Annotated in this window: 12 protein-coding genes and 1 pseudogene; 7 read left to right on the top strand and 6 right to left on the bottom strand. The window is 39.2% G+C overall.

Annotated elements, in window-relative coordinates; translation table 11 throughout:
* Positions 1–6: 6 nt before the first annotated feature.
* Genes HMPREF0693_RS12355 through HMPREF0693_RS12330 form a run of 6 tightly spaced genes read right to left on the bottom strand, consistent with a single transcriptional unit; the run spans position 7 to position 19,303 of the window.
* Entirely contained in the window at positions 7–780 is a 774-nt protein-coding gene (locus HMPREF0693_RS12355; RefSeq protein ID WP_004239723.1) for a thioesterase II family protein, read from the bottom strand.
* Complete coding sequence (locus tag HMPREF0693_RS12350; protein ID WP_004245757.1) at positions 780–1,868, bottom strand: Gfo/Idh/MocA family oxidoreductase; 1,089 nt, start codon at positions 1,866–1,868, stop codon at positions 780–782. The genes HMPREF0693_RS12355 and HMPREF0693_RS12350 overlap by 1 nt, the downstream gene beginning before the upstream one ends.
* Complete coding sequence (locus HMPREF0693_RS12345) at positions 1,868–11,083, bottom strand: type I polyketide synthase (protein WP_004245756.1); 9,216 nt, start codon at positions 11,081–11,083, stop codon at positions 1,868–1,870. The genes HMPREF0693_RS12350 and HMPREF0693_RS12345 overlap by 1 nt, the downstream gene beginning before the upstream one ends.
* A 12-nt stretch (positions 11,084–11,095) precedes the next feature.
* Positions 11,096–17,200, bottom strand: a complete 6,105-nt coding sequence (locus tag HMPREF0693_RS12340; protein WP_004239721.1) for a non-ribosomal peptide synthetase — start codon at positions 17,198–17,200, stop codon at positions 11,096–11,098.
* 20 nt (positions 17,201–17,220) lie between these two features.
* The gene (locus tag HMPREF0693_RS12335; RefSeq protein ID WP_004245755.1) at positions 17,221–17,958 is read right to left on the bottom strand and encodes a class I SAM-dependent methyltransferase; all 738 of its coding nucleotides are present in this window, start codon (positions 17,956–17,958) and stop codon (positions 17,221–17,223) included.
* Between the two features lie 31 nt (positions 17,959–17,989).
* The gene (locus tag HMPREF0693_RS12330; protein ID WP_001351065.1) at positions 17,990–19,303 is read right to left on the bottom strand and encodes an MFS transporter; all 1,314 of its coding nucleotides are present in this window, start codon (positions 19,301–19,303) and stop codon (positions 17,990–17,992) included.
* A 172-nt stretch (positions 19,304–19,475) separates the two neighbouring features.
* On the opposite strand from HMPREF0693_RS12330, the gene HMPREF0693_RS12325 reads away from it, so the two are divergent.
* From HMPREF0693_RS12325 to HMPREF0693_RS12295, 7 genes and pseudogenes are all read left to right on the top strand, one after another.
* A complete protein-coding gene (locus tag HMPREF0693_RS12325) occupies positions 19,476–21,464 on the top strand; it encodes a TonB-dependent receptor (protein WP_004245754.1) in 1,989 nt (662 codons plus the stop codon).
* 157 nt (positions 21,465–21,621) lie between these two features.
* Positions 21,622–22,059: pseudogene (gene tnpA / locus HMPREF0693_RS12320) on the top strand (IS200/IS605 family transposase).
* A gap of 171 nt (positions 22,060–22,230) precedes the next feature.
* A complete protein-coding gene (gene pilL2, locus HMPREF0693_RS12315) occupies positions 22,231–22,893 on the top strand; it encodes a PFGI-1 class ICE element type IV pilus protein PilL2 (RefSeq protein WP_004245752.1) in 663 nt (220 codons plus the stop codon).
* The gene (locus HMPREF0693_RS12310) at positions 22,890–23,630 is read left to right on the top strand and encodes a hypothetical protein (protein ID WP_004245751.1); all 741 of its coding nucleotides are present in this window, start codon (positions 22,890–22,892) and stop codon (positions 23,628–23,630) included. The genes pilL2 and HMPREF0693_RS12310 overlap by 4 nt, the downstream gene beginning before the upstream one ends.
* A gap of 13 nt (positions 23,631–23,643) precedes the next feature.
* The gene (locus tag HMPREF0693_RS12305) at positions 23,644–24,378 is read left to right on the top strand and encodes a TIGR03759 family integrating conjugative element protein (RefSeq protein ID WP_000790124.1); all 735 of its coding nucleotides are present in this window, start codon (positions 23,644–23,646) and stop codon (positions 24,376–24,378) included.
* Between the two features lie 12 nt (positions 24,379–24,390).
* Positions 24,391–25,029, top strand: a complete 639-nt coding sequence (locus HMPREF0693_RS12300) for a transglycosylase SLT domain-containing protein (RefSeq protein ID WP_004239718.1) — start codon at positions 24,391–24,393, stop codon at positions 25,027–25,029.
* Positions 25,019–25,573, top strand: coding sequence for an integrating conjugative element protein (locus HMPREF0693_RS12295; protein WP_004245750.1), 555 nt, complete (start codon positions 25,019–25,021; stop codon positions 25,571–25,573). The genes HMPREF0693_RS12300 and HMPREF0693_RS12295 overlap by 11 nt, the downstream gene beginning before the upstream one ends.
* Positions 25,574–25,900 lie beyond the last annotated feature (327 nt).

Below are 25,900 nucleotides of genomic sequence, written 5' to 3'. Positions count from 1 at the left end.
ATCAATTTAATCATTGATAAATTGGTGATAAAAATCAATAATAAAACGACAAAAAGTATTTGGGCGTGTAATTGGATAAAAGTGATCTCCAGCGATGCAATTAATAGTGCAATGCTTATCTATCCAATCTTGCCATGCTTCAACTTCGTTTTTATCAGCTTCACTATCATGACTACCATACATTAATAAAACAGGGGTATGAAAAAGCCGTTTAGTGCTTTTTTGAAAAAAATAACGCTCGGTAGCAAGGAAATCAGCACGTAATAATGGCATAAACTGTTTTAACAACTGTGGCTGCTTGATTAATTCAGCATCACATCCACCAATGGCAATTAATTGTTGAATAAAGTCATCATCATTTAAATCACTCAGTAATCTCCTTGCTTGAATATGAGGAGCTTGGCAGCCTGATAATATTAGTCCAGATAATTCCCAGCCATTTTTTTCTAATTGAATAGCAGTTTCAAAGGCAACTTGGGCCCCCATACTGTGACCACAAAGTAATAATGAATTATGCCGTGGTGGATAAAATTTCTTTATTATTGTTATTAATTCATTGGCTAATAACCCAATATCATTAAAGGCTGGTTCTTTAAATCTGCAACCATGGCCAGAGTAATTAACTAATTGACAATTTAACCCTGAAATATCGGTAGATCTCCACGAGTTAAATGCACTATTACTGGCACCAGCAAATGGGCAAACCAATAGGTTAGCATTGTCTTTATTTACATTTTGCTCATTTAAAGGAGTAATATATTTGGGAGATTGTTTTATCATTATTTTCTCCGCCCACTACTTTTGGTGAAGTTCATTCGCTTAAATGACGCAATTGTGCCATCAATGGCTTTACCTGCCGTTTGCAATGTTTTTATCCATAATTGAGATAAAGCTAATTGGTAATGGGGTTGTAAAATCATTGGTTTTTTATCATTAGGTAATTGCCAGCATTTATCTATCTCTGCCAGTAAGTAATTAATAGCTTCTGGTGCTTCACATTCCATCACATCCTGCCAACTATTTGGTGGAGTATGAAATGAATGAAACAGTGGTTCATCAAGCTCCATCGTGGCAGGAGATTGATACATGGCTTTTTTACTATCTTGGTGATGATGAATATAAAGCGCATTATTCCATTCTACTGGCCCATAACTTCCAGCGAGAGTTAAATAACCAGCTGGCCAGCCTAATATCATATGATGCATCACGAGGCTATGCTGATCAGGATCGTTAGATGACAAATGTTTTTGTAGGCATAAAAGCAAATCACCAGTAGGGTTGGATAGTCGTAGAAATTGTAGCGGGGTATTATCTTTTTCTAATGTGACTGTAATATCATTAGGGTGTAATTTCATTGCTTGGCAATATATATCTAAGGCGGAATAAATTAATTGCCTGCTTGTGATAATTTGTCCCCACACTGGTCGTTGTTGTATTTGCTGATATATCTTCTGTGTGTTTTCTATCCATAAACGTCCTGCTTTATTATGTGGATAGAGGCTGTTAACGATATAGTGGCAATGCATTTTTTCTGCTAATGATTGTAGTCTGGTAATTTCATCAGGATGTACAGGATGTTCCTGTACAACCGAGATCCCCCGTTGTAAAAATGCTTGCGCAAGTTGGCTACCTTCGCCACCAACAATGGTTGATCGCACAACAATACAAGCTAGATCTATTTTTTCAGGTAGTTGATCAAATCGAGTAAAAAGTGGAATACCGAATGCTTTAGATAATTCTCGAGAACGAGTGCTACCTTTGGAAAAAAGGCCAATAAGATGCCATTTGTCTTGAGGTTGTATAAATGCATTGAGATAAACCTCTCCAAATTTACTGCCTACAATCACCACTTTTTTTGCCGGTTTCATTAATTACCTCCTTCGGATGGATATCCGTTATTAGAAAGTTTTTGTTGCACCCACTGATCAATGATTTCGGCCAGATGTGTGCTGGTAGCGCGATCTTGCAGTATTGACCAGTGCTCCCCTGAAAAATAGTGATGTTGGGTATGTGGCGGTAATCGTTGGTACCACTCTTTTTCAGGTGATGTCCATTCTGTTGGGTGGTTGGTGGCTTCCAGCCATAAACAGGCGATATCATCAGATAATGGTAGGTCACTTTCAGGTAGGAATGACATAAGTCTTTTAGTGCATGCAAGCTGCTTATTTTCATCTGATGAACTATCTGAGTCATCATGACAAAATTTAATAAAATCATGTCGATAGACGGGATCTATTAATACTAATAATACGGAATGATTTTGTTGCGAGAGTTGTTCTGCAAGGTAACTGGCAATAAAAGCACCATATGACCAACCAATAAGAATATAAGGGCCAGTCTGTTGTGCTGTTTTTATGCTAGATAAATGTAATGATAACAATGTATCCAAATCAGTTAGTTTTGAAGCATCTGTAACTGTTAATCCCCACACTGTATTATTTAACGACTCAGCAAGAGGTAGGTAAACACCGGGATCACCATCAGAAGCATGTACCATAAAGTAGTGGTAAGGTTTTGGAGCAGATACAGCGCTTAGAGGTATCAAAGAGGAGTACTCTCGTTGAGATTGCTTTTCCTGCTCTAAATGAGCACAAAAATCGGCTAAGCATGGATAGGTAAAAATCTGTTGTAATGTTGCTGGATATCCCCGTTGATGTAATTGGCTGATCATTTTGGTTGCAATCAAACTATCTCCTCCAGAACGGAAGAAATCATTTGTACTATTGACCTCACGACCTAATAACTCAGACCATAATGCAATGATTTCATTAATCATATTGGTTGGTACATCAGGTATTGCAACAGGTTGTATCTGTTCATTTAGCTCTTGAGCGGATGATGTTGCTATGCCATTAAGGGTTGCTTCAATATTTTCACATTGGAACAACTCAAAAGAGTCGATATTCTGATCAAGAGAATGAGATAAATAATCACGTAATTTACCTAAATAAGGTTTTCCTCCACGAGTGGGAGAGGCTAAAAAGAGTGTTTGTCGCAAAGATGAGGAATCTGTTTGGGGCCATTGACCAATAGTTTCAAAACCAGTATTGATTAAAATATCATGCCAACTTTCACTATCAAGCATCGCTTTATTCGTCAATATACGCTTATCTTGATATGCACTTAATCCCTCAATAAAGCCAACAGTCGCCATTTGCATAGCACTTTGACACTCGGTTGCTTCGATAAATAATAAATAGCCTTGAGGTTTTAACAGGCTTCTAATCCGTTTTAGTGCGTGGCCGATATGTGATGCATCATGTAATACATTAGATGCAATGATCAGATCATAGCCATTATCTGGATGATGAGAAAATTGTATTGGTGCATTAATATCAAAGAGTTGATAGCGCATTTCTCCTACAGCAGTGAATTTTTTTCGCGCTTTATCAAGGAAGTAATGTGATATATCAGTAAAGGTGTATGAGTAATGCGTATTCTTAAGTACTGCGACTATACCTTGAGTGGTAGCTCCTGTACCTGCCCCTATTTCTAAAATATTGAGTGAAGATGTTGCACCAACCATTGCACTAACAATATCTTTTGCACATTGATTTAAATAATTTAGTGCAGGGTGTTTGGCGTATAGTGCTGTGGTAATTTCATCTGAATTAAAAAGTAGTGAAAGAGGAGAAACCTTACCACTAAAGAGTAATTCATGTTGGGTTAGTGATTGTTCAAGGTAATCCCAAAGTACATATTCCCAATCATTAACAGGTTGTTGAAATACTGGGGCAGATAAACATAAGTTAATAAACTGTGTTGTGGCATAAAACTGATCACCCTCTTTGGTTAATAAGTGATGCAGGCATAATAAATCTAGCCACTGACTAAGTAGCCTCTCATACTGAGGCTTTGCTTTTAAACGAGCCACTATTTCAGCTAGGGTGATTGGTGTGTTTAGCTCGGTAAAAAGAGCATTTCGATACAGTGTGTGACATATGCCATACCGTGCTCGTTCCTCAAATCGTTGCCAACTCTTTTCAATAATGTCACTGAGTGAAGCTGATGGCGAAAGTAAATTAGGTAACCAATTGGGCTGTTTAATAACGGATAGTGGAATATCAGAAGAGGCTTCAAACAGTAATTGTAGAGGAGGCTCTACTTTCGTATCGTCTTTTACCATTACCATAGCATGAGCACGTTTGATTTGCGGATGATTTTCCAATGTTTGCTCGAGTTGTTGATAGCGTGATTGGAGGTGATTATCTATTGCTAAATGTTGATATGAAGGAAGTTGCGCAATAATCTTATCAACTGATTGATTATTATCTTCATCTTGGCATAATTGAGTGATCAAGCTTTGATAATCAGAGAACATCATTGTTAATAAACCGTCAGCAAAGATGTCATCCATGCAGAACCAATTTAATGTTAGCCCCTCTTTTCCTTCCATTACTTGGTGATCTAACCAAACTTGAGGTGTTTGCGCGAAGCTATATACGGGTTGGCCGAAAAGCTGATTTAATGCTTCATCAATATTGTCACCATCTAGTGTCATACCTAACATGCTAGTAAATACAATAGGTAACAGAGATTGGCTACTATCCCCTTTATAGCGTCCCCATTCACGTAAAATCTCTACACCATTTACTTGGGACTTACTTAAATGTTGCCAAAGTCTGCGCTGTATTTTTGCCATTGACTCATTTAATGTACAGTCGTTATCTAGATAAATATCTATAGGGAGTACAGAGGTAAAATCACCAATAAGTTGTGTAACATCTGGGTGCCATGGTTGACGATTAAAGAAAGTTAAGTTTAGTGTAAAGGCTGGGTATTTTGTCCAGCGACCTAAAACTAAAGCAAAAAGTGTTAAAAGCCCTGCTGATGGTGTAATACCATGCTTTTTCCACCTCTGTTTTAATTTGTCCCATTGCGCTATAGAAACATGATGTTGGAAAGTCGTAAAACGAGGTTGTTCAGTAATGGATGAATTCTTTATCGGTAAATATGGGGCAGAAGGTAAATCAGATAATAGATCCTGCCAGTAACACCATGCCATTTTCCACTCATCACTGTTACGATTTGTTTGATTTTTTAAGCAGTAGTCGCGGAAGGTAAATGTTTGTGGTATTAATTCTTGTCCTGAATAGGCGTTAAATAGATCATCAAACAGAATTTTAAAGCTCATGGTATCAAACTGCAGTAAATCTAGATTGATATGTAATCTGTAACAATCGTTATTTAGCCAAGAAATTTCAACTTCAAATAATGGCCATGACTCAGTCGGTAATACCCGATAAGAAAGGGCTTCCCTTATCTGTGTTAGGCTCTCTTGTTGCTCTTGTTGGGTTAAATTTGTTAGGTCATGTTGAATAAAATGAAAATAAGGAACTTCTTTTAAGATACGTTGTTGTCCATCATCATCTATGATCATTCTCAACATATCATGACGCTGAATAACTTTATTCCAAGCTTTTTCAAGTGAGGCCGGCTCCCATATATGGCGTTGACAATCCCATTCAAAAATTGCATGGCAAGCAACGCCTCCGTAGTTAAAGAGGTTTTTACGTCCGATCCAATAGGCGTGTTGAATTGGTGTTAATGGAAATGGGGCATATCGTTCTGACTCCATTGTGTGGGAAATGTTGTCTTGATTATGGAGTGCTTCTGTCACAGTAAATTTCTCAGGTGCTGCGGTTCGAATAACTGAGGCTAAACCAGCAATAGTCATATCATCATAAGATTGTTCAGCGTCAATATTGACCGCAAACTGTTTCTTAATTTCCGCACTGAGATCGAGGAAAGAGAGAGAATCTAGTCCTAATTGGAATAGTTCAATGTGAGTATCAATATGTTCATCACCAAGACGCAACAGTTGTTTGATACATGCTGTTAGCCACTGTTCTAAGTTATCACCAACGCGATAATCAACCCTGTTAGGGCTTACCGGCTCTGTTTGATCCGTTTGAGTTGGGGTTTCACAAAGCTGGCGAGTGTGATTAATTTCATGGTTATCATAATGATCATTATGATTAGTCTGATGAAATAAAGGCGTTTTTTGTGTCATTAAAGGTGGAGTCGCTAAGCGCATTGCAAGGCGACAAGAGGTATTATCTAGCAGACAAGCATCTAAATGTGCCAGTCCTTCCTCAGTAGTAAGCGTACTCATACCTTTGTGTTGTAATTTATCATGGAGTTGTTTTTCTGCCACAAAGCCAACACTTTGCCATGCCCCCCAAGCGATAGAAATGACGGTTAATCCCTTGATATTGCGACGTGCATATTCAGCTAATCCATCTAAATATCCACAAGCGAGGGAATGAGCTGCTTGTCCTTCAGAGCCTATAGTTGCAGCGGCAGAGGAGTATAAAATAAGGTAACTGGCATCTGTTTTTTCTAAAGCATCACAAAATTGCTTGGCAGATATCGCTTTAACAGAAAATACGTCAGACATACGCTTAGGGGTGAGTTGTGTCATAAGTGCATCATCCAAAATACCTGCACTGTGTATAAGCCCCTCAATGCCACCTTCATTTTCAAGCTGAGTGAGTGCTGCATGACATTGAGCGTTATCACGACAATCACATGTTAGCCATTTTATTTCTAGCTGGTTAGATTTCTGTAAGTTATTCATCCAATCTAATGCGCTGCTATCAGCTCGTGGTGCCAAAATAGCGATACGTTTAGCACCTTGCCTTACTAACCAACTTGCTGTAATTCGACCTAAGCCTCCAAAACCACCAGTAATAATATGCCAGCGCGGGGATACCATGATGTTCTGCGCTATGATCGTAGAAGATGAGGGCAGTGGGGTTAATTGTGGTAAGTAGCAGCAATGGTTACGAACAATAATTTCATTATTACCTTGTTCTATTTGTATAAAAGCAGGAACTAATTCAGACCATGAGGCATTTATACCTAAATCAACAATGGCAATTAACCTTGAGCTATATTCTTTTTGAATAGTTTTTAATAAACTTCGAATACTACGTTGTGCTGGATTAACCGTTTCTATGGCAGTTAATGCCCAGGCTTGTTGCGTGATAACAACAAACCCATCAGACGATGACAGTAATATTTGGCGGATCTGCTCGGCGATAATTAAAGGATCTGCAAGGTTGGCAACGATTAATTGATTTTCGCCCTGTTCAGAAAGACATCCAATAGCGGATAAAATAGCTGCGATTTCAGAAGGCAATGTTTGTTGATGGTTAAATATTAATGTTGGCTTGATAAGATCTTGTTCCACACAAGGTGTTAATTGCCATTGGTAGTGTGAACTTTGTTGTATCTTGGTGTCACTAGGTAACTCTTGATCAAAGTGATCGTTTTCTGTCGAAACACTGGCGAGAATAATATGTTCACACATATCTTTGGTTTCTGGTAATGCATCAGGTAACCAGCGAATATGTTGAAATCCTGCTAAGCGACACTGTTGATGCCATAATTCTGGTGATAAAAATAGTTTTCCTTTACGGATCTTTTCATCATGGAGGGGTAACACCAGTGGGCCAAAAACAAAATCAAATAAGCGAGCTTGTTTGGTTATTTCGCGCATAAGCAAATGACCATTGGAACGCAGTAAAGTACGAAGAGCAGTTAATGTATCTCCAATATGTTGAGTGGCATGAATAACATTAGCAGCAATAATAATGTCATAATAATCAGATTGAAAACCTTGTATTTCAGGGGATTGTTGTAAATTGAACTCTCGATAGTTAACAAATGAATATTGACTAAATTTTTGTGCGGCACGTCGGGTGAAGATAGGTGAAATATCGGTAAATTCGTATTCAACATGTTGTATGGTTGATAAAATAGGTAGCAGCCAAGAGGTGGTTCCTCCCGTGCCACCACCGACTTCAATAATTCGCAAAGGCTTAGCCACAGTGGGCTGGTAGTGAGAAAGTAATCCTTTAAGTACCGCGGCAGCAATTTGGTTAAAATAACGACCAAAACTAAAATCTTGATAGAGAACTTCAACACCTTGAGATGCACCTTCAGGAAAGATCACTGAAACAGGTTCAATCACGCCTGTCATCATATCGTAGAGTTGCTCTCCTGCTCGCTTGACGGTGTCAGGAATAGATTGAAGACCTTCGCTATCTAATTGTAATTGATGGAATAATAATGGTAATTTATCACTAGAAATAGATTTTATTTTTTTATAGTAGTTGTGCTGATTTATCTGTTGGTAAATATAATATCCATCCTCAACACAGGCCTCTAATAAACGTACTAATAATTGATAATAGCGGGGTAAAATGCGTCCTGCTCGCATAATATCGATTACAGACATGGGGGTATTCAACTCATGGCCTAAACACGAGCATATCATTTTATCGACGTAATAATTATGTAAAGTGGTAAGTGTTGAATTAAATGAGTTTAAACGAGGAAGATCGAGTGTTGTAAGCGCTTTTAATGCCGTTTCACGACCTTGGCTAATAGGTAAATCAAATGCGCTTTTTTGTGGTTGATATTTTTCACTATCCTTTTTTTCATACCAATAATATTGTTTTTCAAAGGGATAGAGAGGTAATGGTATATAACTTCCTTGAGTTTTAAACAGTGACTGCCATGGTAAATCATAGCCTGCAATAAATAGGGTTGTTGCAGCCTGTTGTTTCATCTGAATTTCATCAACTCCCATTCTGGCAGTTGGTATCCAACTAATCTCAGTAATGCCTTCACGTTCACCAAGATCACTTAATACAGAAGTTGGTCCTAATTCCATAGCATGGGTGACACCATGATTGACTAACGTTTGTATTGCATCTTGATACATAACTGTATTGCGTAGTTGCTGAGCCCAATATGATGGATGTTGAAGTTCTTTTTGAGAAATTAATTGCCCTGTATAGCCTGAGACTAAGGCTATTTTTCCTTGTGAGGCTGATAATGACTCAGTAAATTCCATCAATTGATCAAGAATATTATCAATATAAGAGGTATGAGCAGCACACACGTTATTCATTTCTCTAAATCGAATATTCTTTGCTTTCAATATTTGAGTAAACTTTTGCATATCATCGGGTTGCCCCGCGAATGATAAGTTGTTATGGCCATTAATTGCAGCTAATTCAACATGACATTGTTTAGCAATGATTTGAATATCTTGATATTCTGCAAATACAGCAATCATTTCACCATTAACATGACTTTCCATTAATTGTCCACTATATACAGCAAGTGGCATCATTTGTTCGATTGTATAGAAACCAGCGATAACGGCTGCGGCATATTCTCCGCAAGAATGACCTACAATTATTTCAGGTAAAATACCGATTGCTCGCCAATGTGCTGCCATTGCGATTTCATAGGCGACAATAGCCGCTTGAATATAACTGGCATTAACAAGTTTATCGCTATGTAGGCCAAACATGACTTCTTTTAACGGAAATGTTAAGTGTTGCAGGCATGCTTGCTCACAACGATCGATTGTTTCGGCAAATGTTGTTGAATGTTGGTACATCACTTTACCCATAGCAGGATATTGTGATCCCATACCAGAAAATAGCCACGCTATTTTCTTATTTGTTGATGTATGACCATATTGTATTAAAGAATCAGCACTTCCTTGAGAGAAAGCTAACAGTGAAATATCACTCTCACTTGTTAAGGGGATAGATAAGCGCCATGGTAAGTTGAGTTGTCTTTGCTGTAATGCATTATGAGCCAGAATGTTTGCTGGGGTAATTTTTATTAATGGTGCATAATCACCAGCAAGTTTTTTTAGACTCTCTTTTGTGGCGGCACTAAGCAATAATGAGTATTCAAAATTATTGTCTACCTCTTGTTCAGGTTTGATTGATACTAATGAGTCAGGCAATGATTGCACAATGATATGACAGTTTGTTCCACCAATACCAAATGAAGAAACACCAGCAGTTCGTATTCTGCTAGACCAAGCTTTAGGGTTTTTAGGAATGTAGAACGGGCTTTTTTCTATTTGTAATTGAGGATTTGGGTGATTAAAATGCATAGATGGAGGAATAAGTGCTTTATTTACCGCTAATATCGTTTTAATTAGGCCAGTGATACCTGCTGCTGTATCCAGATGTCCGATATTGCCTTTAACTGAGCCAATAGCGCATTTAGAAGCAGTAAGAGAGCGATCAGCGAAAACCTGACATAATGCACTAAACTCAATTGGATCACCTAATGGTGTAGCTGTTGCGTGTGCTTCAATAAGTTCAATATCTTCATTTTTAATATCGGCCAGTTGTATTGCTTCTCTAATAACTGAAACTTGGCCTGCTACGGAGGGAGCTGTGAATCCCGCTTTTTGATGACCATCATTATTAATGGCACTACCACGTAATACAGCAATAATTGTGTTTCCATCCACTAAGGCATCTTCAAGACGACGTAACACTACAATACCAAATCCATTACCAGCAAAAGTACCGTTTGCCTCTGCATCAAAAGGACGACAAATACCATCTGGTGAGAAGATCATGCCTTTCTGATATAGATAACCACCGGTTTGTGGAAATGTGATACCAATTCCACCAGCAATAGCCATACTGCATTCACCAGAGCGTAAACTTTCACAAGCCATATGTACGGCAACTAAGGAGCTAGAACAAGCGGTTTGTATAGTTAATGCTGGACCAGTTAAATTTAATTTATATGCAATACGTGTTGCGAGATAGTCTTTATCATTCCCTAATAATTTTTGCATGCCACGGACATGGCCAATATTGTGCAATGCTAAATCTTGCTGGGCAGGATAGCTGCTCATTCTTGCTGAAGCAAAAACGCCTGTTTTGATGGTTATATTGCAAGGGGCATATCCAGCATGCTCTAAAGCATGCCAAGCACCTTGTAAAAAAATTCTTTGCTGGGGATCGATAAGTTCAGCTTCTGAGCGTGAATAATTAAATAGAGTAGCGTCAAAATATTCCGCTTCATCTAACGGCGCGCCACGATTAACAAAATCAGGTGAATGATAAGTTTGTTCAGCGACACCTGCGGCTTTTAGTTCTTCTTCAGAAAAAAGACGAGAGCTATCGTGTTTATTAATTATGTTATGCCAAAATTGATCAATATTTTGTGCATCAGGGAAGCGACCAGAAAGACCAATAACAGCTATAGGTTCACTATTACCATAGAAAGTTTCAAAATTCAGCATGATTAATATCCTTTATCTACTATGAGTTCGTAGTTGTAACCGTTTCTTTCTCTTGTTTTTGTGTTTGTCTCGGTCGGAATATTGCTCACATGTTGGTGAAGTGTTTTGCCAAAGCAATTGCGCTAATGTACTTAGATTTGGACTAGCGAACAGATCAGTAATTGTAATATGGCTATAGCCATTTTTTTGTAGTGCTGCATGAAGTTGAACCAATTGTAAAGAGCTGGCACCTGCTTCGAAAAAATTTGTTTCAGGTGCTAACGTTATTCCAATAACTTGCTTAACAAGTTGTTGTAGTTTTTGTATTGTCTGACCTGTTTTTTGTGTATCAGTAGATTGTTTATAATGTGTGTTTTGATTATTTTTGGCATTGAAAACTGGGGTGATGACGAGATTATTGCATCTTGGTATAAGTTTATTTAGTGGCAATTGCCAAGATTGTGGTTCAGTAGCCAGTTTAGTGAGTATATGTTCATATTGCTGGAACATGGAAAAAATGGTTGTGTAGTCAAATAATTGTTCGACAAAATCCCAGTTTAAATATAATTCACCGTCTGACTCATATACTTGATGATCTAGCCATGTTTGTGGTGTTTGTGATATTCCCCAAACAGGTTTTAGCCATGAATGATGAGAAAGAAAACCTTCATCATGTTTATAGCCCAATGCACAGGTAAAAACGACAGGTATCTCTATATGAGACATCTGTCGTTGAATTGCCATTTCACGCATTACTTTAATGGCTGAAACACTACGATGTTGCATATCTTTATGTAAACGTTTTTGCATCATTGAGATACTGTTTGACCAAAGATCACAGGTATACCAATCGAGTAATTGTAATGAGGTAAAATCACCAAGTACTTCATTTATTTGAGGATGTACAGGATGCCGATTAAATAATGTCAAATTAATTGTTAACTCAGGGCTTTTACTCCATGCGGATAATGTGGCGCAATAAGCAGCAATCAAAAGTGCTGCTGGCGTAACATTATTTTGCTGAGCAACTTGTTGTAGTGCTTGCCAAACAGAAGTAGATAATGATGTTTGTAAACGCGAGAAGCGAGGTTGCACAATCTGTGCTGGATCTTTTATTAGTGGCAATTGTGGGGCTGGTGGTAATTGTGGTAAACGCGTTAACCAATATTCCCAATCATTTTGTGTGTTAATCGGATAGGCATCACAATCAATATAATCTCGAAAAGTAATATCTAGAGGGATAAATTGGTGATTTGGCTCCATATACAGTGTTTTTAGCTCACTGAAAAATATCTGCATACTCATTCCATCAAGGAATAAGTTATCAAGGCTAATAAAAATATGATCTGGTTGTTCTTTGGTCTTGATAACTTGAATAGTAAATAAAGGCCAAATTTCTGGATCATAAACAATGTTAGCAAGTTGAGCTCGTAATACTAGAAAAGCGTCACTTTTTTCTGTAGGGATATAATGCGTTTTAACGGAATAATAAGGAACTTTTTTAAGTACTTGTTGTTGTCCATTAATAATGACACCACGTAACATATCATGACGAGAAATCAACTGATTAATTGTACGTTCTAATTTAGGTACATCTAAATTTTCCGCTATAAAATGGACAAAAAAATGTGTACCAACACCCCCAAGTGTAAAATTATTTTGCCGTCCAACTAAGTAAGCTTGCTGAATATCAGTGAGTGGAAATGGATTGTATCTATACGCCTCGTTATGTGAAATTGCTGGCTGTTTTTCGAAAACTTCGCTCTGCTTTATATTTTGTGCAAAATCAGAAAGGATCGGATAAGCAAAGATATGCTCCAGTTCAACTTGGTAGCCAATATGGTTTAAATCAGAGATCAATCGAATAGCAACTAGGCTATCTCCCCCTTCACGAAAGAAATGACTGTGACGGTGTATCTTGTTGGTGCCAAGGAGCTTTTGCCATATTGTTATGATGATCTGTTCTTTACCATTGATAGGTTGTTGATTTAGGTATTCTTCTTGGTATTCCTGACAATACAATTTTAATGATTGGTTATCTATTTTGCCATTTGCGGTTAAGGGGAACTCAGTTAGAAAATAAATATGTTTTGGGATCATATAGTCTGGTAAAAATTGGCGCAAATCATGCTCTAGCTTATTTTTATCTGGTAAATAAATTTTTTCTGGTGCTTGGTATAACTGTGTCAATATTTCGCCGTTAACTCCTTCACTTTTATAAGTCGCAGTAGAAGCGCTAAAGATATCTTTGCATTTTTTTGCTGTTAATAATTCATCAGCAGGATCACTACCATTTTGTTGTAATAAAGAGATGCTTATCAGTGATTGTGCAGGGGCATGTAACACTTCTTGTATAAAAATCATTCCACTCGGAGCACAGAGTGAAACGAATTTTTGTATCTCTTTTTGTGGGCTGTCTAATCGATGAAGATAATTGTTCATCCAAATGATATCTGCACTATATCGATTTTTATGAAGAAATACTTCTGTAAGAGGCTCAGCATAACTATTTTGATAATCTGATAAATTTTGGTTAGCTTGCGTTACCATTGAAAGAGACTCATCAGTTAGCAGTAGGGTAACCATATTAGTGGGTAATCGTTGCAGAATATAATTTGCTGAAATACCGCTTCTAGCACCTAATTGAATGATTTTTATTGGCCTTTTTAGTGAATGATGAAGTTCTCTTATTTGTTGTAGTAAATTTTCTAAGGAGTAGTGCATTCCATCAATACGCATAGTGACTTGTTCTGGTGACCAATAGGGATCATCAAATAGTGTTAGAGCTGATTTTTTACCTTTGAGTATGTCTGTTAAATTGTTTTTGTGGCGCTGCAAATTTTCTATTAGCGTTCGCTGGGTACTATTAGTTGGGGGGGAATTGAGTGTAGTTTGTGGATATTGTGCTATTAAATTTAGCCAATTAGCCATTAATGACTGATAGCTAGCGATAATGCTATGGTCATCTGCTGATTTTTTTTCTGACAAGAGGTTGTCGAAATCAATATTTTGTTCAGTAAGATAATCATATAAAAATCCAGCTATGATTGCCGTTTCTTGGGATTGTTGTTGTACATTTATTGGGGTTGAGCGCAGATAGTAGAGGGGAGAAAAGGTGCTATTTGAACTGATAATATCCTGGTAATTACCCGAATTTAGTATCACAAAAGAGTGTAATGCTTTTTCTTTATTACCATTACCAAGGCATAGTGTAATCGCATTTTGCACACCCTGAAGCTTATTGAATGCAGCATCAATTTCCCCTGGTTCTATACGGTATCCGCCAATCTTAACTTGGCGGTCACGTCTTCCTAAAAATTCAAGTATACCGCCAGGGAGATATCTTCCCATATCACCTGTTTTATACCAATTTTCACCATTTTGTTTTACAAACTGTTGTGCTGTTTTTTCGGGATCGTTTAGGTAGCCTAACGCAACGCCTGCACCACCAATCCAAAGTTCTCCTGATACCCAATCAGGGCAATCTTCTCCTCTAGCATTAACAATACGATAACGTTGGTTGGATAAAGGATATCCATAAGGTATCGAGCTCCAGGATGGGTCTAATGTTGTGACATTAAAATAGTTAGACCAAATAGCGGCTTCTGTGGCACCTCCCATGGCGACTATTTGTCCATCAGGGCAGAAATTATAGTAACGTGTCGGGAGATCAAGCCCAATCCAATCTCCAGAGAGATAGATTAATAGCAGCGATTGTGGAATGGATGACCCTATTCCTTCTGCATAGGTTAGTAACATATCAAACAGTGCAGGTACGCTGTTCCAAAGTGTTATTTTATGTTGGTTAATAAGTCGTAACCATGCATCAGGATTACGGCGCTCATCTTCTTTAACTAATACAAGAGTCCCTCCGGCATTTAAAACACCGAAAATATCATAAACAGACAGATCAAAATGTAGTGCTGATATGGCAAGTACCCGATCTTTGTCTGAAATGTTATATCGCCGATTGAGATCAAGGCAGGTATTCATTGCGCTGGCATGGGATACAACAACACCTTTAGGCTCTCCAGTAGAACCTGAAGTATAAATAACATAAGCTGCTTGATGAGGAGATATATCTATATTGTGTAGTGGTTTATTCTCGGAGGGTTGAACTTTTTGCCAAACAATCCTGTTACAAAATGTAGCATAGATTGAATAGGATGGATCGCTATCAGATACGATGAGTAATGAAAGCTGAGCATTTTTAGCAATGCGGTTTATACGTTCTTCTGGTTGTAGTACATCAATCGGAACATAAGTTCCCCCCATTAATAAAATAGCCAGAACGCTAATGATTTGCCCTACTCCTTTTGGCATACATACACCAATTCTGTCTTCTGGTTTATAACCTTGTTGTATTATTTGATCACTGAGTATTGTTGCTTTAGATAATAATTTTTTGTAGCTCCATTCCTGAGAGTCGATATCAATGACAGCAATTTTTGATGAATTTGAATAATTATGGAAAATAGACTTATGCAGTGTATGTGGTAATAGTGAATTATCTTTTTTGATAACTGATATTCTATTTTTTAATTGTTTTTTAGGAATTAAATCAGGTTGGGTTTCAATCCAGGCATTAGGATCGTTGGCAAGTTGGCGTATACGAGAAATATAAACATCAAATATTGTTGTTATAACATCATTCCGGAACAAGTCATTGTTATAATCCCACTGTAAAACAATATTTCCACTTTTGTTAATTGCCATGTGATCAAGCCAAACTTGTGGGGTTTGTGATATTCCCCATCCTATAGAACCTAATACAGATTCTATATTTTTATCAATAAGTGGTTGATTAATATGGCTAGTAAAGACAACAGGACACCCATAAGGATGGGTGCCATTTTTACGAAGGTCTCTAATGATATCAATACCAGAATAATCAGAATGTTGCCAAGCTTCAATAAATGTATTTTGATTGTCTTTAGATAATGAAATTAATGGTCGATTGTCTGTTTTCATTTCTAAAAGAATGACATTAGTAAAATCAGCTATAATATTATTAACTGCAGGGGCTAATGGCTTTCTATCAAATAATGTAAAGTTGAGTAATAAGCTATTTTGGCCAGTCCATCTTGCAAGTACAGATGAGAAACAGGTTGCTAATGCAATGGAAGGTGTAATATTATTTTCTTTAGCCAAATTACTAAAGTTTTTCCATTCTTTTGAGCTAAATGTCCAGCTAAGGCGTTTAATTTTTATTTTATTTATTTTTTCTGGATCCATATATAATGGCAGAAGAGGAGAGTCTGGTAGGTTTGGGATTTTATTTTTCCAATATTGATATGCTGATTCTTTGTTTTCATACTGTTTTTTATCTTGTAAATAATGGTAAAAGTCATAGTGCTCATCTAACTGAGGCAGTATTTCTCCGCTCAATAATAAACAAAGTTCAGTAAAGAGTAATGAATAACTTGTACCATCTGCAATCAACATATCAATATTAGTACATAAACGATATCTGTTGTTAGGTAGCGATATCATGTGAAAATCAATTAACTGACCGCTTTCAACATTTAGTACCTGATGGCTTAATTTTTCCCGTAATTGTAAAAGTTTTTTCTCATACTCATCTTTTGGTAATTTACTAAAATCATGATATGTAACATATTTTCTATTTGGGTTAGGAGACCAAAATTGTGTACCCTGTTGGTGAAATACTATATTCAACATGGGATGACGTTTTGATAATAATACTAATGCTTTCTCTAGACTTTCCGGAGTAAATTTAGGGGTGCCATCAAATTCTTGATAAATTTGGCAAGCAACACCACCAAGAGTTTGTTTATTCAAACGGCCGACAAAATAGGCATGTTGTATAGGTGTAAGTGAAAACTCACCAGCATTTTTTATTGTTTTATGTGTATATATATTATCTTTTCTTTCTTTTTTATTTATATCTGATTTTTTTAATATTTTATACCATCCTTTTATTGTTGGATTTAAATACAAATCTTTTAATGTTATAGCATAACCATTTTTTTGGAAAATATATAAACATTGCATAAATCCAATTGAATCAAGACCTAATTTTATCAGATTGTCCTTATCTGAAAATTTATTTTTGTCAATGTTTATTTGCTTGGAACATAATTCTTTTATGTTATTAATATCACTTAATATTTTCATTTCTATACCTTAATTATGAGTTATTTATGGCGGAGGATTGCCATTGGTACAGTACTTGAGCTAATGTTTTCATGGACCAATCCTTCTCTTGATGCCTCCTTAATTACTTGTTCAATTCCAAAAGTATACCAATCTCTTTCTATATTAAAATTTCGTATGACTTTATCGTCTTCTATGATTTTAAAATTCATATTCCAACGAATAGCCTCTTGATCTATAGGTTTGCCACTTAAATAAATTTCATAGATATGGTTCCCTATTTTTTTACTATTTAATAGTATCTTAGAAATGTTACAAGGCGTATTAAACGGCATTGTATCTACCAAAATAGCACCTTTTTTTTCTAGCCCATTTGCAAGCTTATTCCATAATATTTTTCTATCATTCTGATTAAAATATCCTATACAGCCACATATAATAGCGGCAGAAAATGATTTTGGTAGAATGGTATTTTGAAATGTATCAGCAATCACAGTTACTTGGTGTTGTATTTCAGGCAACATCATAATTCTTGTCATTAGGCCAATACGCATAGATGCAGACGGTTCAATTGCAAAAATATGTATGTCTGGAAACATTTGCGCAATTATACTTAATTCTTGGCCAGTGCCGGAACCTATATTTAACCAGTTGCCTGTTTTTACTCCCATAAACTTCAAGGATTTTATAAATGTATTTTTACGAGTTTCCCAATGAGGTTCGCTTAAAATATCATACATTTCAGCAGACTGAGTATAATAATCTTCATAGTTATCCATTCTGTAATTACCTTATTCAATTTCCTACTAATTATACATATTGCTCAAAATTGTTTGATGAAATATTTAGTTTAAGGCGTTTTTTTATTAATTTAATGGAAATTAGTACTGCGATAAAAGTATAAATAGATGATATTGCAAAAACAAAATGATAAGACCAGTTCTCCGCTGTCCAAGTGCCTAATAGAGTAGCAATGATTGCTGTAAAAGCATTTGTACATTGGAAAATAGTGAAATCAATACCAGCTTGTTTCAATGAAGATAAGCTCATTAAACCAGTGTAAAAAGAAACTAGTCCTGCAGAAAAAAGAATATATTTGAACCCTATAAGTAAAAAAAGTATTTCATGTGGGATATATTTTATTCCTATAGCCATGGATATGAAAGTAAAAATTAAACCTTGTAAACCATAGGTAATGAAAATTGATTTCCATATGCCAAATACTTTTATTAATATACCACCTAAAAGTGTTCCAAATAGGCTTGCACAAAAATTGAAGCTTCCTATTAATAGTGCAATATTATTTAATGTAATATTTATATCTATTAATAGAGGTCCGGTAATCATATCTGTGATTCTGTTACCTCCTTCTAATAAAACTACTAATAAAATACCAATTCTTACCTCTTTTCGATTAAATGCATATGATAATTTGGGTATATGGTAAGTTTCAGATGTGGTTAGTCTATCTGATTCTTTAAAGTAGAGTGTTGGAATTGTAAGTAATATGATGGTTAGAGCTGATATAGCAAATGCAGTATTTAAGCTAAAATAACTGGAAATTAATAAAAAACCACTAGTGCCTAATAATGCTCCTATTTCTCCTCCGCCAACTTGGGCAATATTTCCCCACCCTCTATTACTTGCCTTAATCTGTTCTACCGCCATGCCATCACATGCAATGTCAATAGTCGATGTTAAGAATGCACATAGGATAAATATTCCAAAAATCCAAAGATTATTCAGTTTGCTTATATTATCGTTAGGGTTTATTAGAATAAGTAAAAAAACTAAAAGAGCAACCAATGATTGACCAATAAGAATCAAGTTACGTGAACGGCGAAATTTTTTTCCAAAAGGTAATCTCAGGCGTTCAATAAATGGAGACCATAAAAATTTAAGTGTCCAAGGAAGCATAAAAAGTGAAGTCAATCCAATTAAAGAGAGAGAAAATCCTTCACTTCTTAGTAAGGTTGGTACAGATTGCATGATAATCATTGATATAAGGGTTTGGGTGATATAAACCCCACCTATAGCCATAATGATCCTTCTGTTGGCTGATAACTCATAACAGATTGATTTATAGCAGCAATGATCCTTTTGTTTTTTGTCATTGGTTTGCACTCTATTAACCCACCTTAATATTCATGTTTTCTGTTACTCAGCACACTTTCATAAGTATATATAATTTTCATGCTCAAAATGTGATCAACATCAAATAATAATAACAATGCAAATGATATTAATTCGTATTAACATTTCGGCGTAAAGTGCCATTGCACATTTTGGGGTTTATATGGAAAATAAAGGAACTTTATTTAAATCTATATCTTTTGTAGCGGCTACAATGGTAACAGTAAGCTCTGTAGCTGCCACAGAACAGCATGATAATACAATAACTGTTACTGCAACTAAGCGCATTCAAAGTAGTTTTGATGTAATTGGTAATGTGAATGTTCAAACTGATGAACAGTTAAAAAAATCTTTAGTTAATCAAACTGATGATTTGAGCGCAGTTTTTCCTGAGTTGTTATCTGCAAACCGAAGTTCGCGTATTTATAACAATATGACTCTTCGGGGCCAATCTTCGGCCGATTTCTTTTCTCCAAGTTTGGGACTGTTTGTTGATGGTGCTCCCCAGCTTTCTCAATCGTATGCTCAATCTCTTCAAGGGGTTGAGCAAGTTGAGCTACTTAAAGGCCCACAAGGAGTTATTTATGGGCGTGGCACATTGGGAGGGATTATCAGTGTTATTACCAAAAAACCCAGTAGTCACGCTGAAGTATGGTTAGGGGGGCAATATTTTGGTCAAGGGGAAAGAATCAATACAGGAGGAAGCACTGGCTACATGGAAAACGGCTGGGCTTTTCAGGGGAATGTTAGTCTCGATAGAAATAATGGTTCTTTGAACAATCCAGCATGGGATAAAAAAAATGTTGATAGCAGAGATATAAAAGCTGGATGGTTGTCTGCTAATTATATTTCCCCTGATACATTATTTGAGTCTAATTTAAAAGTAGGTGGAGAAAATTACCATTCTCATGAGGAATATTTTGTTCCTTTTTCACCTCTTTCACGTTCAAAAATTGATACTGAATGGTTATATGAAACACCTAATCTTAAACGTAAATTAAAAAATATTTCCTGGAATACAGGTTATGATTTTAATGATGAATGGAAGTTTAAAACGATACTTTCTTATCAAAATATGGATATAGATAGATTGTTTATGGACGGAACGTTACAAGATGATTCTCAGGATATTTTGTATTCAGAAGCAAGAGCTAATTATGAGGGGGGGGATCTAAGTGGAATTATAGGGGTATCATTTCAAAAGATGGGTTATAGACATGATAATTTATCTGTAGGGAAAGTCGGAATGGGAGGAAAAAAATCTGATAATGATATTTATAATTACTCTGGATATTTTGATGGTGCATACAGGATAAATGACAATTGGGAGTTAGGTGCAGGGGCTCGTTTTTCTCACGAAAAAGCAAAAACTCGAATGATTATTTTAGAAAAAGGAAAAGGTGAGTCTAATTATAATAATAATGCAGTTTTTAATGCCTTTATTCCACGAGCAAGTATCGCCTGGCTTCCAAATGAGCAGAATCGTATATGGTTTGGAGTTGGCCGCGGTTTTAAACCTGGTGGTTTTAACAAAGAAGGGGTTGATAAACTAGCTCTGACTTCTTATAAATCGGAAATTGCCACGGAAATGGAATTAGGTTGGAAATGGCACAGTGTTAATGATAACCATATGGCCGAAATTACTTTATATCAAATAGATAGTAAAGATGTTCAAGGATATGTAGGTGTTATTGGTTATCAGGCATTATCTAATATGGGAGATTCAAGAAGTCGAGGGATAGAATATCTTTGGAAATCAAAGCTTACCCCTAATCATAGTATTTCACTGGGTGGCATGTTCAATCAATCAGAGTTTACCAGTGGAGAACATAAAAATAAAAGACCTGCTTATACTCCTAGTTATAGTTCATTAATTTCATGGGAGGGCTTATATGGCAAGGAGCAAAAGTGGTCTTCTCGGATTGCAGTCAGATTTAATGGACCATTTTACTTTAATGAGCAAAATAATTTAGAACAAGGGCATTATACTGTTGTTGATGCATCAATATCATGGCACCCTACAAAGCAATATGAACTTAGTATCTATGCGAAAAATATTGGTGATGCTTTATATCGAACGTATGCATTTGGTAATAAAGCACAGCTAGGTAATCCGAGAGAGATCGGGGTTCAGGGAAGTATTAACTTTTAGGGTATAGTAAAATCCGCCTGTGCCAAAAAGCGGGTTTTTATTGTCAGCCTTAAACCACCACCTAAGCAGGTGATGATTGACCCTGTGAGGCTATAGCCTGAAGGAAACCCATGTTAAAAAACTACCTCTTACTCACCACAAGTAAAGAGGAAATAACATGGGTTTATACAGAAGTTCATCACATGTGTATTGACGTTGCAAATATCATCTAGTTTGGACTCCTAAATATCGTTATAATATATTGAAAGATAAAGTAGGAAAAGAGCTTTATAGAATAATTTATATTCTCTGCATTATGAAAGACTGTGAAGTATTGGTGCTAAATGTTCAGCCAGACCATGCTTATTTAGTTGTAATGATCCCACCTAAACTATCAATATCAACACTAATGGGAGTCCTGAAAGGACGTAGTACGATAAGGTTATATAATCGATTTCCACATATACGTAAGAAACTTTGGGGTAATCATTTTTGGGCTAGGGGATATTTTGCTGATACGGTGGGGGTTAATGAAGTCATCATTAGGCGTTATGTAAGGCATCAGGATAAAGTTGATCAAGAGCTCGACCAACAAATGGAATTGTTGGGGGATTAATAAAGAATATAGCCCCCTTATAGGAGGCCCAATTTAAAACCACCTCTTTTAGAGGCGGTATTTTACACCCGCCGTTTTCTTTTTTTTCGGAAAACTAATTTCCTATTGAGAGCGCTTGCTTTTCTGCGCACAGTGTGCCTGTGACTTTATTTTGTTAACTCAGGACAGAAAATGCGTATGAAAACTCTCCCGATATGTCTTGCCCTGACCTCACTGTTGTTGGGGGGCTGTGCAGACAAGCCAGCCCAGCCTACGGAAGCGGCGGCAGACATCGCGATTCCGCTCAACGTCGGTTATGCTCAGCCGCTGCTCCCAGATATTTATCCGTCAGCCCCGGAAGTGGTGCGTTATGACCGTTACCGGCTGGTTGATATTTCGCCTTCACAGGCACAGCGTTACCCGCTGGAACAAATTGTTCATCTGCGTATTCCTGCTTCCGTCTCCCCGACAGTCGGGGATGCGCTACATTATGCCCTGCGTGATTCCGGATATCGTCTGTGCACGTCCGATGGACAGGTGAACCACCTTTATCGTCTGCCGTTACCCGCTGTTCATTATCAGATGGGATCGATCCGCCTGAATGTGGCGTTACAGATCCTTGTCGGTCCGGCCTGGCAGTTGTGGGTGGATGATGTGCAACGGGAAGTGTGTTACCGACTTCGTCCGGAATACACGCCATCTGCGCCGGATGCAGGAATGAGCGGCGCTTCATCCGTCTCTGTGGTCACCCCACTTTCTGCGGGCAGTACGCCATTACCGGTGCCACCGGTGCTTAACACTTCCACTGGTCATACCGATGTGAATAAGGTTCATCGCGGAGGGTGGCTGAAATGACTCATTCTGAAGAATTGTCCGTAACCCCATTACATAAAAAAATTTACCGGGGGGTGATTGTGACGGGCGTGGTCGCCTGTGCTCTGGTGGCCGGTATCCCGCTGTTTATCCTCAGTAATGTTATCAGTTCACACTCAGAGGCTCTGTCACAACTCGGACAACGATTACAGGCGATTGAGATGAAGATGGCTGACTCTGTCACGGATGACCGGATGAATGCGCAACTGGACGTGCTCCGTCAGGGGCTGACGACGCTAAAACAGGATGTGGCATCACAGCGCGACACCCTCAGAACGGTGACAGCACAGCTGGCGGTGGCCGGCAAACCGGATGAACAGATCGCCGTACTGTCTGACGGGCTGGAAAAACGACTGGCACAACTGGAAACCCGCCAGGCACAGTGGGCACTGGCGTTACATCAGTTGCAGGAACAGCGCCAGCCGGAACAAAAAACGGTCAATCCCCCGGTTGTCAGGGCAAAACCCGCCACGCCGGAAACTTCCCGTCTCGGGGCTTCTGTCCGTCCATCCCGGACCGTGCCGTTTCAGTTAACCGCGATTGAACAGCGGGGCGGTCGTCTTCTTGCCGCACTGGCTCCTGCGGATATTCGTCAGCTGGGGCAGGTACAGTTACTGCCGGTAGGCGGACGTTATCAGGGCTGGGAAATGACCGACATTCAGACTGATCGTGTGACATTACGTTATCAGGGGCGCACAGTGACGTTGCGCCTGCCATAAAAGGAATGCCGTGATGAAAAACATAAGATGCGTGGTTTTACTGGGTGGGTGTCTGATGTCCGCACCGCTGACAGCTGCACAGTCTGTTTCCGGGGCAACCCGACCGGTTCAGATTGAGGCGGGGAAATCGGCTGAGAGTCAGACACAGTCATTGCAGTATGAGGCGCAGGAATGGGGACTGAGTGCGGAGGAGTATGCCCGTTTTGAGGCGCTGATGAAAGGGCGGCGCGGTATTCAGTCTCCCGGACTGGATCCCCTGACGACATTGGGTATTGAGGCCCGGTCAGACGAAGAGCGCCGCCGGCTGGCTGAAAAGTGGGTACAGCAGGAATTTGCCAGGGCAGAAAAAGAGCTGGCGTTTCAGCGGGAAGTAGATGCTGCCTGGAAGCGGCTCTATGGTCAGGTATTACCGGTCAGTCTGGGAACATTCGGCAGGATGGAACAGGGAACAGCGCAGCGCCGGCAGGCACTGTTTGTGCAGGCGGAAAATTGTAGCGCGTGTGATGCCCGTCTGGCTACTCTGCTGGCCGGCAAACAGCCGTTTGATATTTATGTGCTGGGGACAAAGGGGGATGATAACCGCCTGAGGGCTTGGGCCAGACAAAAAAATATCCCGGCAGAGCGCGTCAGAAAGCGGGAAATTACGTTAAATCATGATGGCGGTCTCTCGCTTCAGTACGGACTGACCACCACACCGGTGGTGATGCAACAGTTACCGGATGGGCGGTGGCGTCCGCTCACACCTTAATCCGGAGGCGTGATGCGTAAAAATTCCCTGCTCACTCTTGTCCTGCTGCTGTTTTCCGTGCCGTTACCGGCTCGGGAGGTGCCGCCGGGCTACCGTGAGGTGGCCCGGCAGGAGAATGTACCAGCAGAAGCCCTGTATTCCCTGGCACTGACGGAGTCATCCTGGACATTACCGGCACATCACCCGCAGGCCGGTGAAATCCATCCCTGGCCGTGGACGCTGAATGTGGCTGGTAAAGGATACCGTTATCCGACACGGCAGGCCGCCTGGCAGGCTTTACAGTCGTTTTTACAGACGACATCCCCCAGACGTATTGATGTGGGGATTGCACAGGTGAACTGGGGCTGGAACGGGCATCACTTCCGTTCCGCCTGGGAGGCCTTTGATCCTTATACCAATTTGCATGTGGCCGCCCGCATCCTGCGCCGCTGTTATGAGGCGTCACCGGGTAGTTGGATCCGTGCCGCCGGCTGTTATCACCATCCGGCGGGCGGTCAGCCCGCAGTACGCTATAAAAATAGTGTCCGGCGTCAGCTGGCGACACTGACGGGCGGTACACAACCCGTTCCCGCTCATTTACCGGCAGTCAGTACAGATCGGGCTGTATCGTTTGTGTGGATAGAACCGGAGAACAAAACCGATGCGAAATAATCCTGAAGAAAAGACAACGCGAGCCTTTTATCCCCTGCCCGTCTTGGGGATGCTGCTGTTTTGCGCAGCCGGCGGCAGTCAGGCGGCATTAACGGTGGTGGCGGATTATGGCGGGCAACCGGCAGCACCTTTTTATGACGCGATAAATAATGCCCCGAATGAATGGACAGCAAAGCCGGCGTCCCGCCCTCTGCCGTCCGTGATGGCCCCGTCAATGGTGTTGCCGGTTGAGACACCGGAAATGACGCCGGGGGAGGTGGATGACCGCGTCCTGCATTTACCGGGGATTGGGGCACTGTATCTGGTGGGGGATGATCCGTTATCCCGGGCATGGCTCACACAGCACGCAGCCCAGCTGAATGCAATGAATGCGGCCGGGATGGTGGTGAATGTGAAATCGGAAACCGGGTTACAGGCGCTTCAGGCGCTGGCTCAGGGAGGACTGCTCTCCCCAGCTTCTGGCACCGATTTAGCTCACCGTCTTCAGTTATCACATTACCCAGTTCTGATCACGGAAACCGGGTTGACCCAGCAGGTGAAGTAATGTTACCGCCGATATGGCCTTCAGATGGGGTTGACTCCCCGGCATTCTGGTTGGCCGTGCTGATGTGGTGCGTGTTCTTTGTTGTGATGAGACTCCTGGGGAAAAAAAACCGTCCTGCCCGCCGTCATCGTCACTGTCACGGGAAAGAATCGCGTGTACCGGAAAAAGAAAATCCGTCAGATCCTCCCTGTGGTTGAGTGCAGTGAGCACATTGTTTTCCGGACGTGTCGGTGAATTTTCAAACAGTGTTTCCAGTGGAAACGCTGGATGATTTTTGAACACTGTTTCCACTGGAAACACCGGTGAATTTTTAAACACTGTTTTCCG

Origin of the sequence: Proteus mirabilis ATCC 29906, assembly GCF_000160755.1 — a bacterium.
In the GTDB taxonomy this organism is placed as follows: domain Bacteria; phylum Pseudomonadota; class Gammaproteobacteria; order Enterobacterales; family Enterobacteriaceae; genus Proteus; species Proteus mirabilis.
Note: the sequence above shows the minus strand (reverse complement) of the source record. Positions and strands in the feature narration are given on the sequence as shown.

Bases quoted from the DNA above. Each gene is read 5' to 3' on its own strand.
- HMPREF0693_RS12355 (WP_004239723.1), bottom strand. From the start codon at position 780: ATGATAAAACAATCTCCCAAATATATTACTCCTTTAAATGAGCAAAAT.
- HMPREF0693_RS12350 (WP_004245757.1), bottom strand. From the start codon at position 1,868: ATGAAACCGGCAAAAAAAGTGGTGATTGTAGGCAGTAAATTTGGAGAG.
- HMPREF0693_RS12345 (WP_004245756.1), bottom strand. From the start codon at position 11,083: ATGCTGAATTTTGAAACTTTCTATGGTAATAGTGAACCTATAGCTGTT.
- HMPREF0693_RS12340 (WP_004239721.1), bottom strand. From the start codon at position 17,200: ATGAAAATATTAAGTGATATTAATAACATAAAAGAATTATGTTCCAAG.
- HMPREF0693_RS12335 (WP_004245755.1), bottom strand. From the start codon at position 17,958: ATGGATAACTATGAAGATTATTATACTCAGTCTGCTGAAATGTATGAT.
- HMPREF0693_RS12325 (WP_004245754.1), top strand. From the start codon at position 19,476: ATGGAAAATAAAGGAACTTTATTTAAATCTATATCTTTTGTAGCGGCT.
- pilL2 (WP_004245752.1), top strand. From the start codon at position 22,231: ATGCGTATGAAAACTCTCCCGATATGTCTTGCCCTGACCTCACTGTTG.
- HMPREF0693_RS12310 (WP_004245751.1), top strand. From the start codon at position 22,890: ATGACTCATTCTGAAGAATTGTCCGTAACCCCATTACATAAAAAAATT.
- HMPREF0693_RS12305 (WP_000790124.1), top strand. From the start codon at position 23,644: ATGAAAAACATAAGATGCGTGGTTTTACTGGGTGGGTGTCTGATGTCC.
- HMPREF0693_RS12300 (WP_004239718.1), top strand. From the start codon at position 24,391: ATGCGTAAAAATTCCCTGCTCACTCTTGTCCTGCTGCTGTTTTCCGTG.
- HMPREF0693_RS12295 (WP_004245750.1), top strand. From the start codon at position 25,019: ATGCGAAATAATCCTGAAGAAAAGACAACGCGAGCCTTTTATCCCCTG.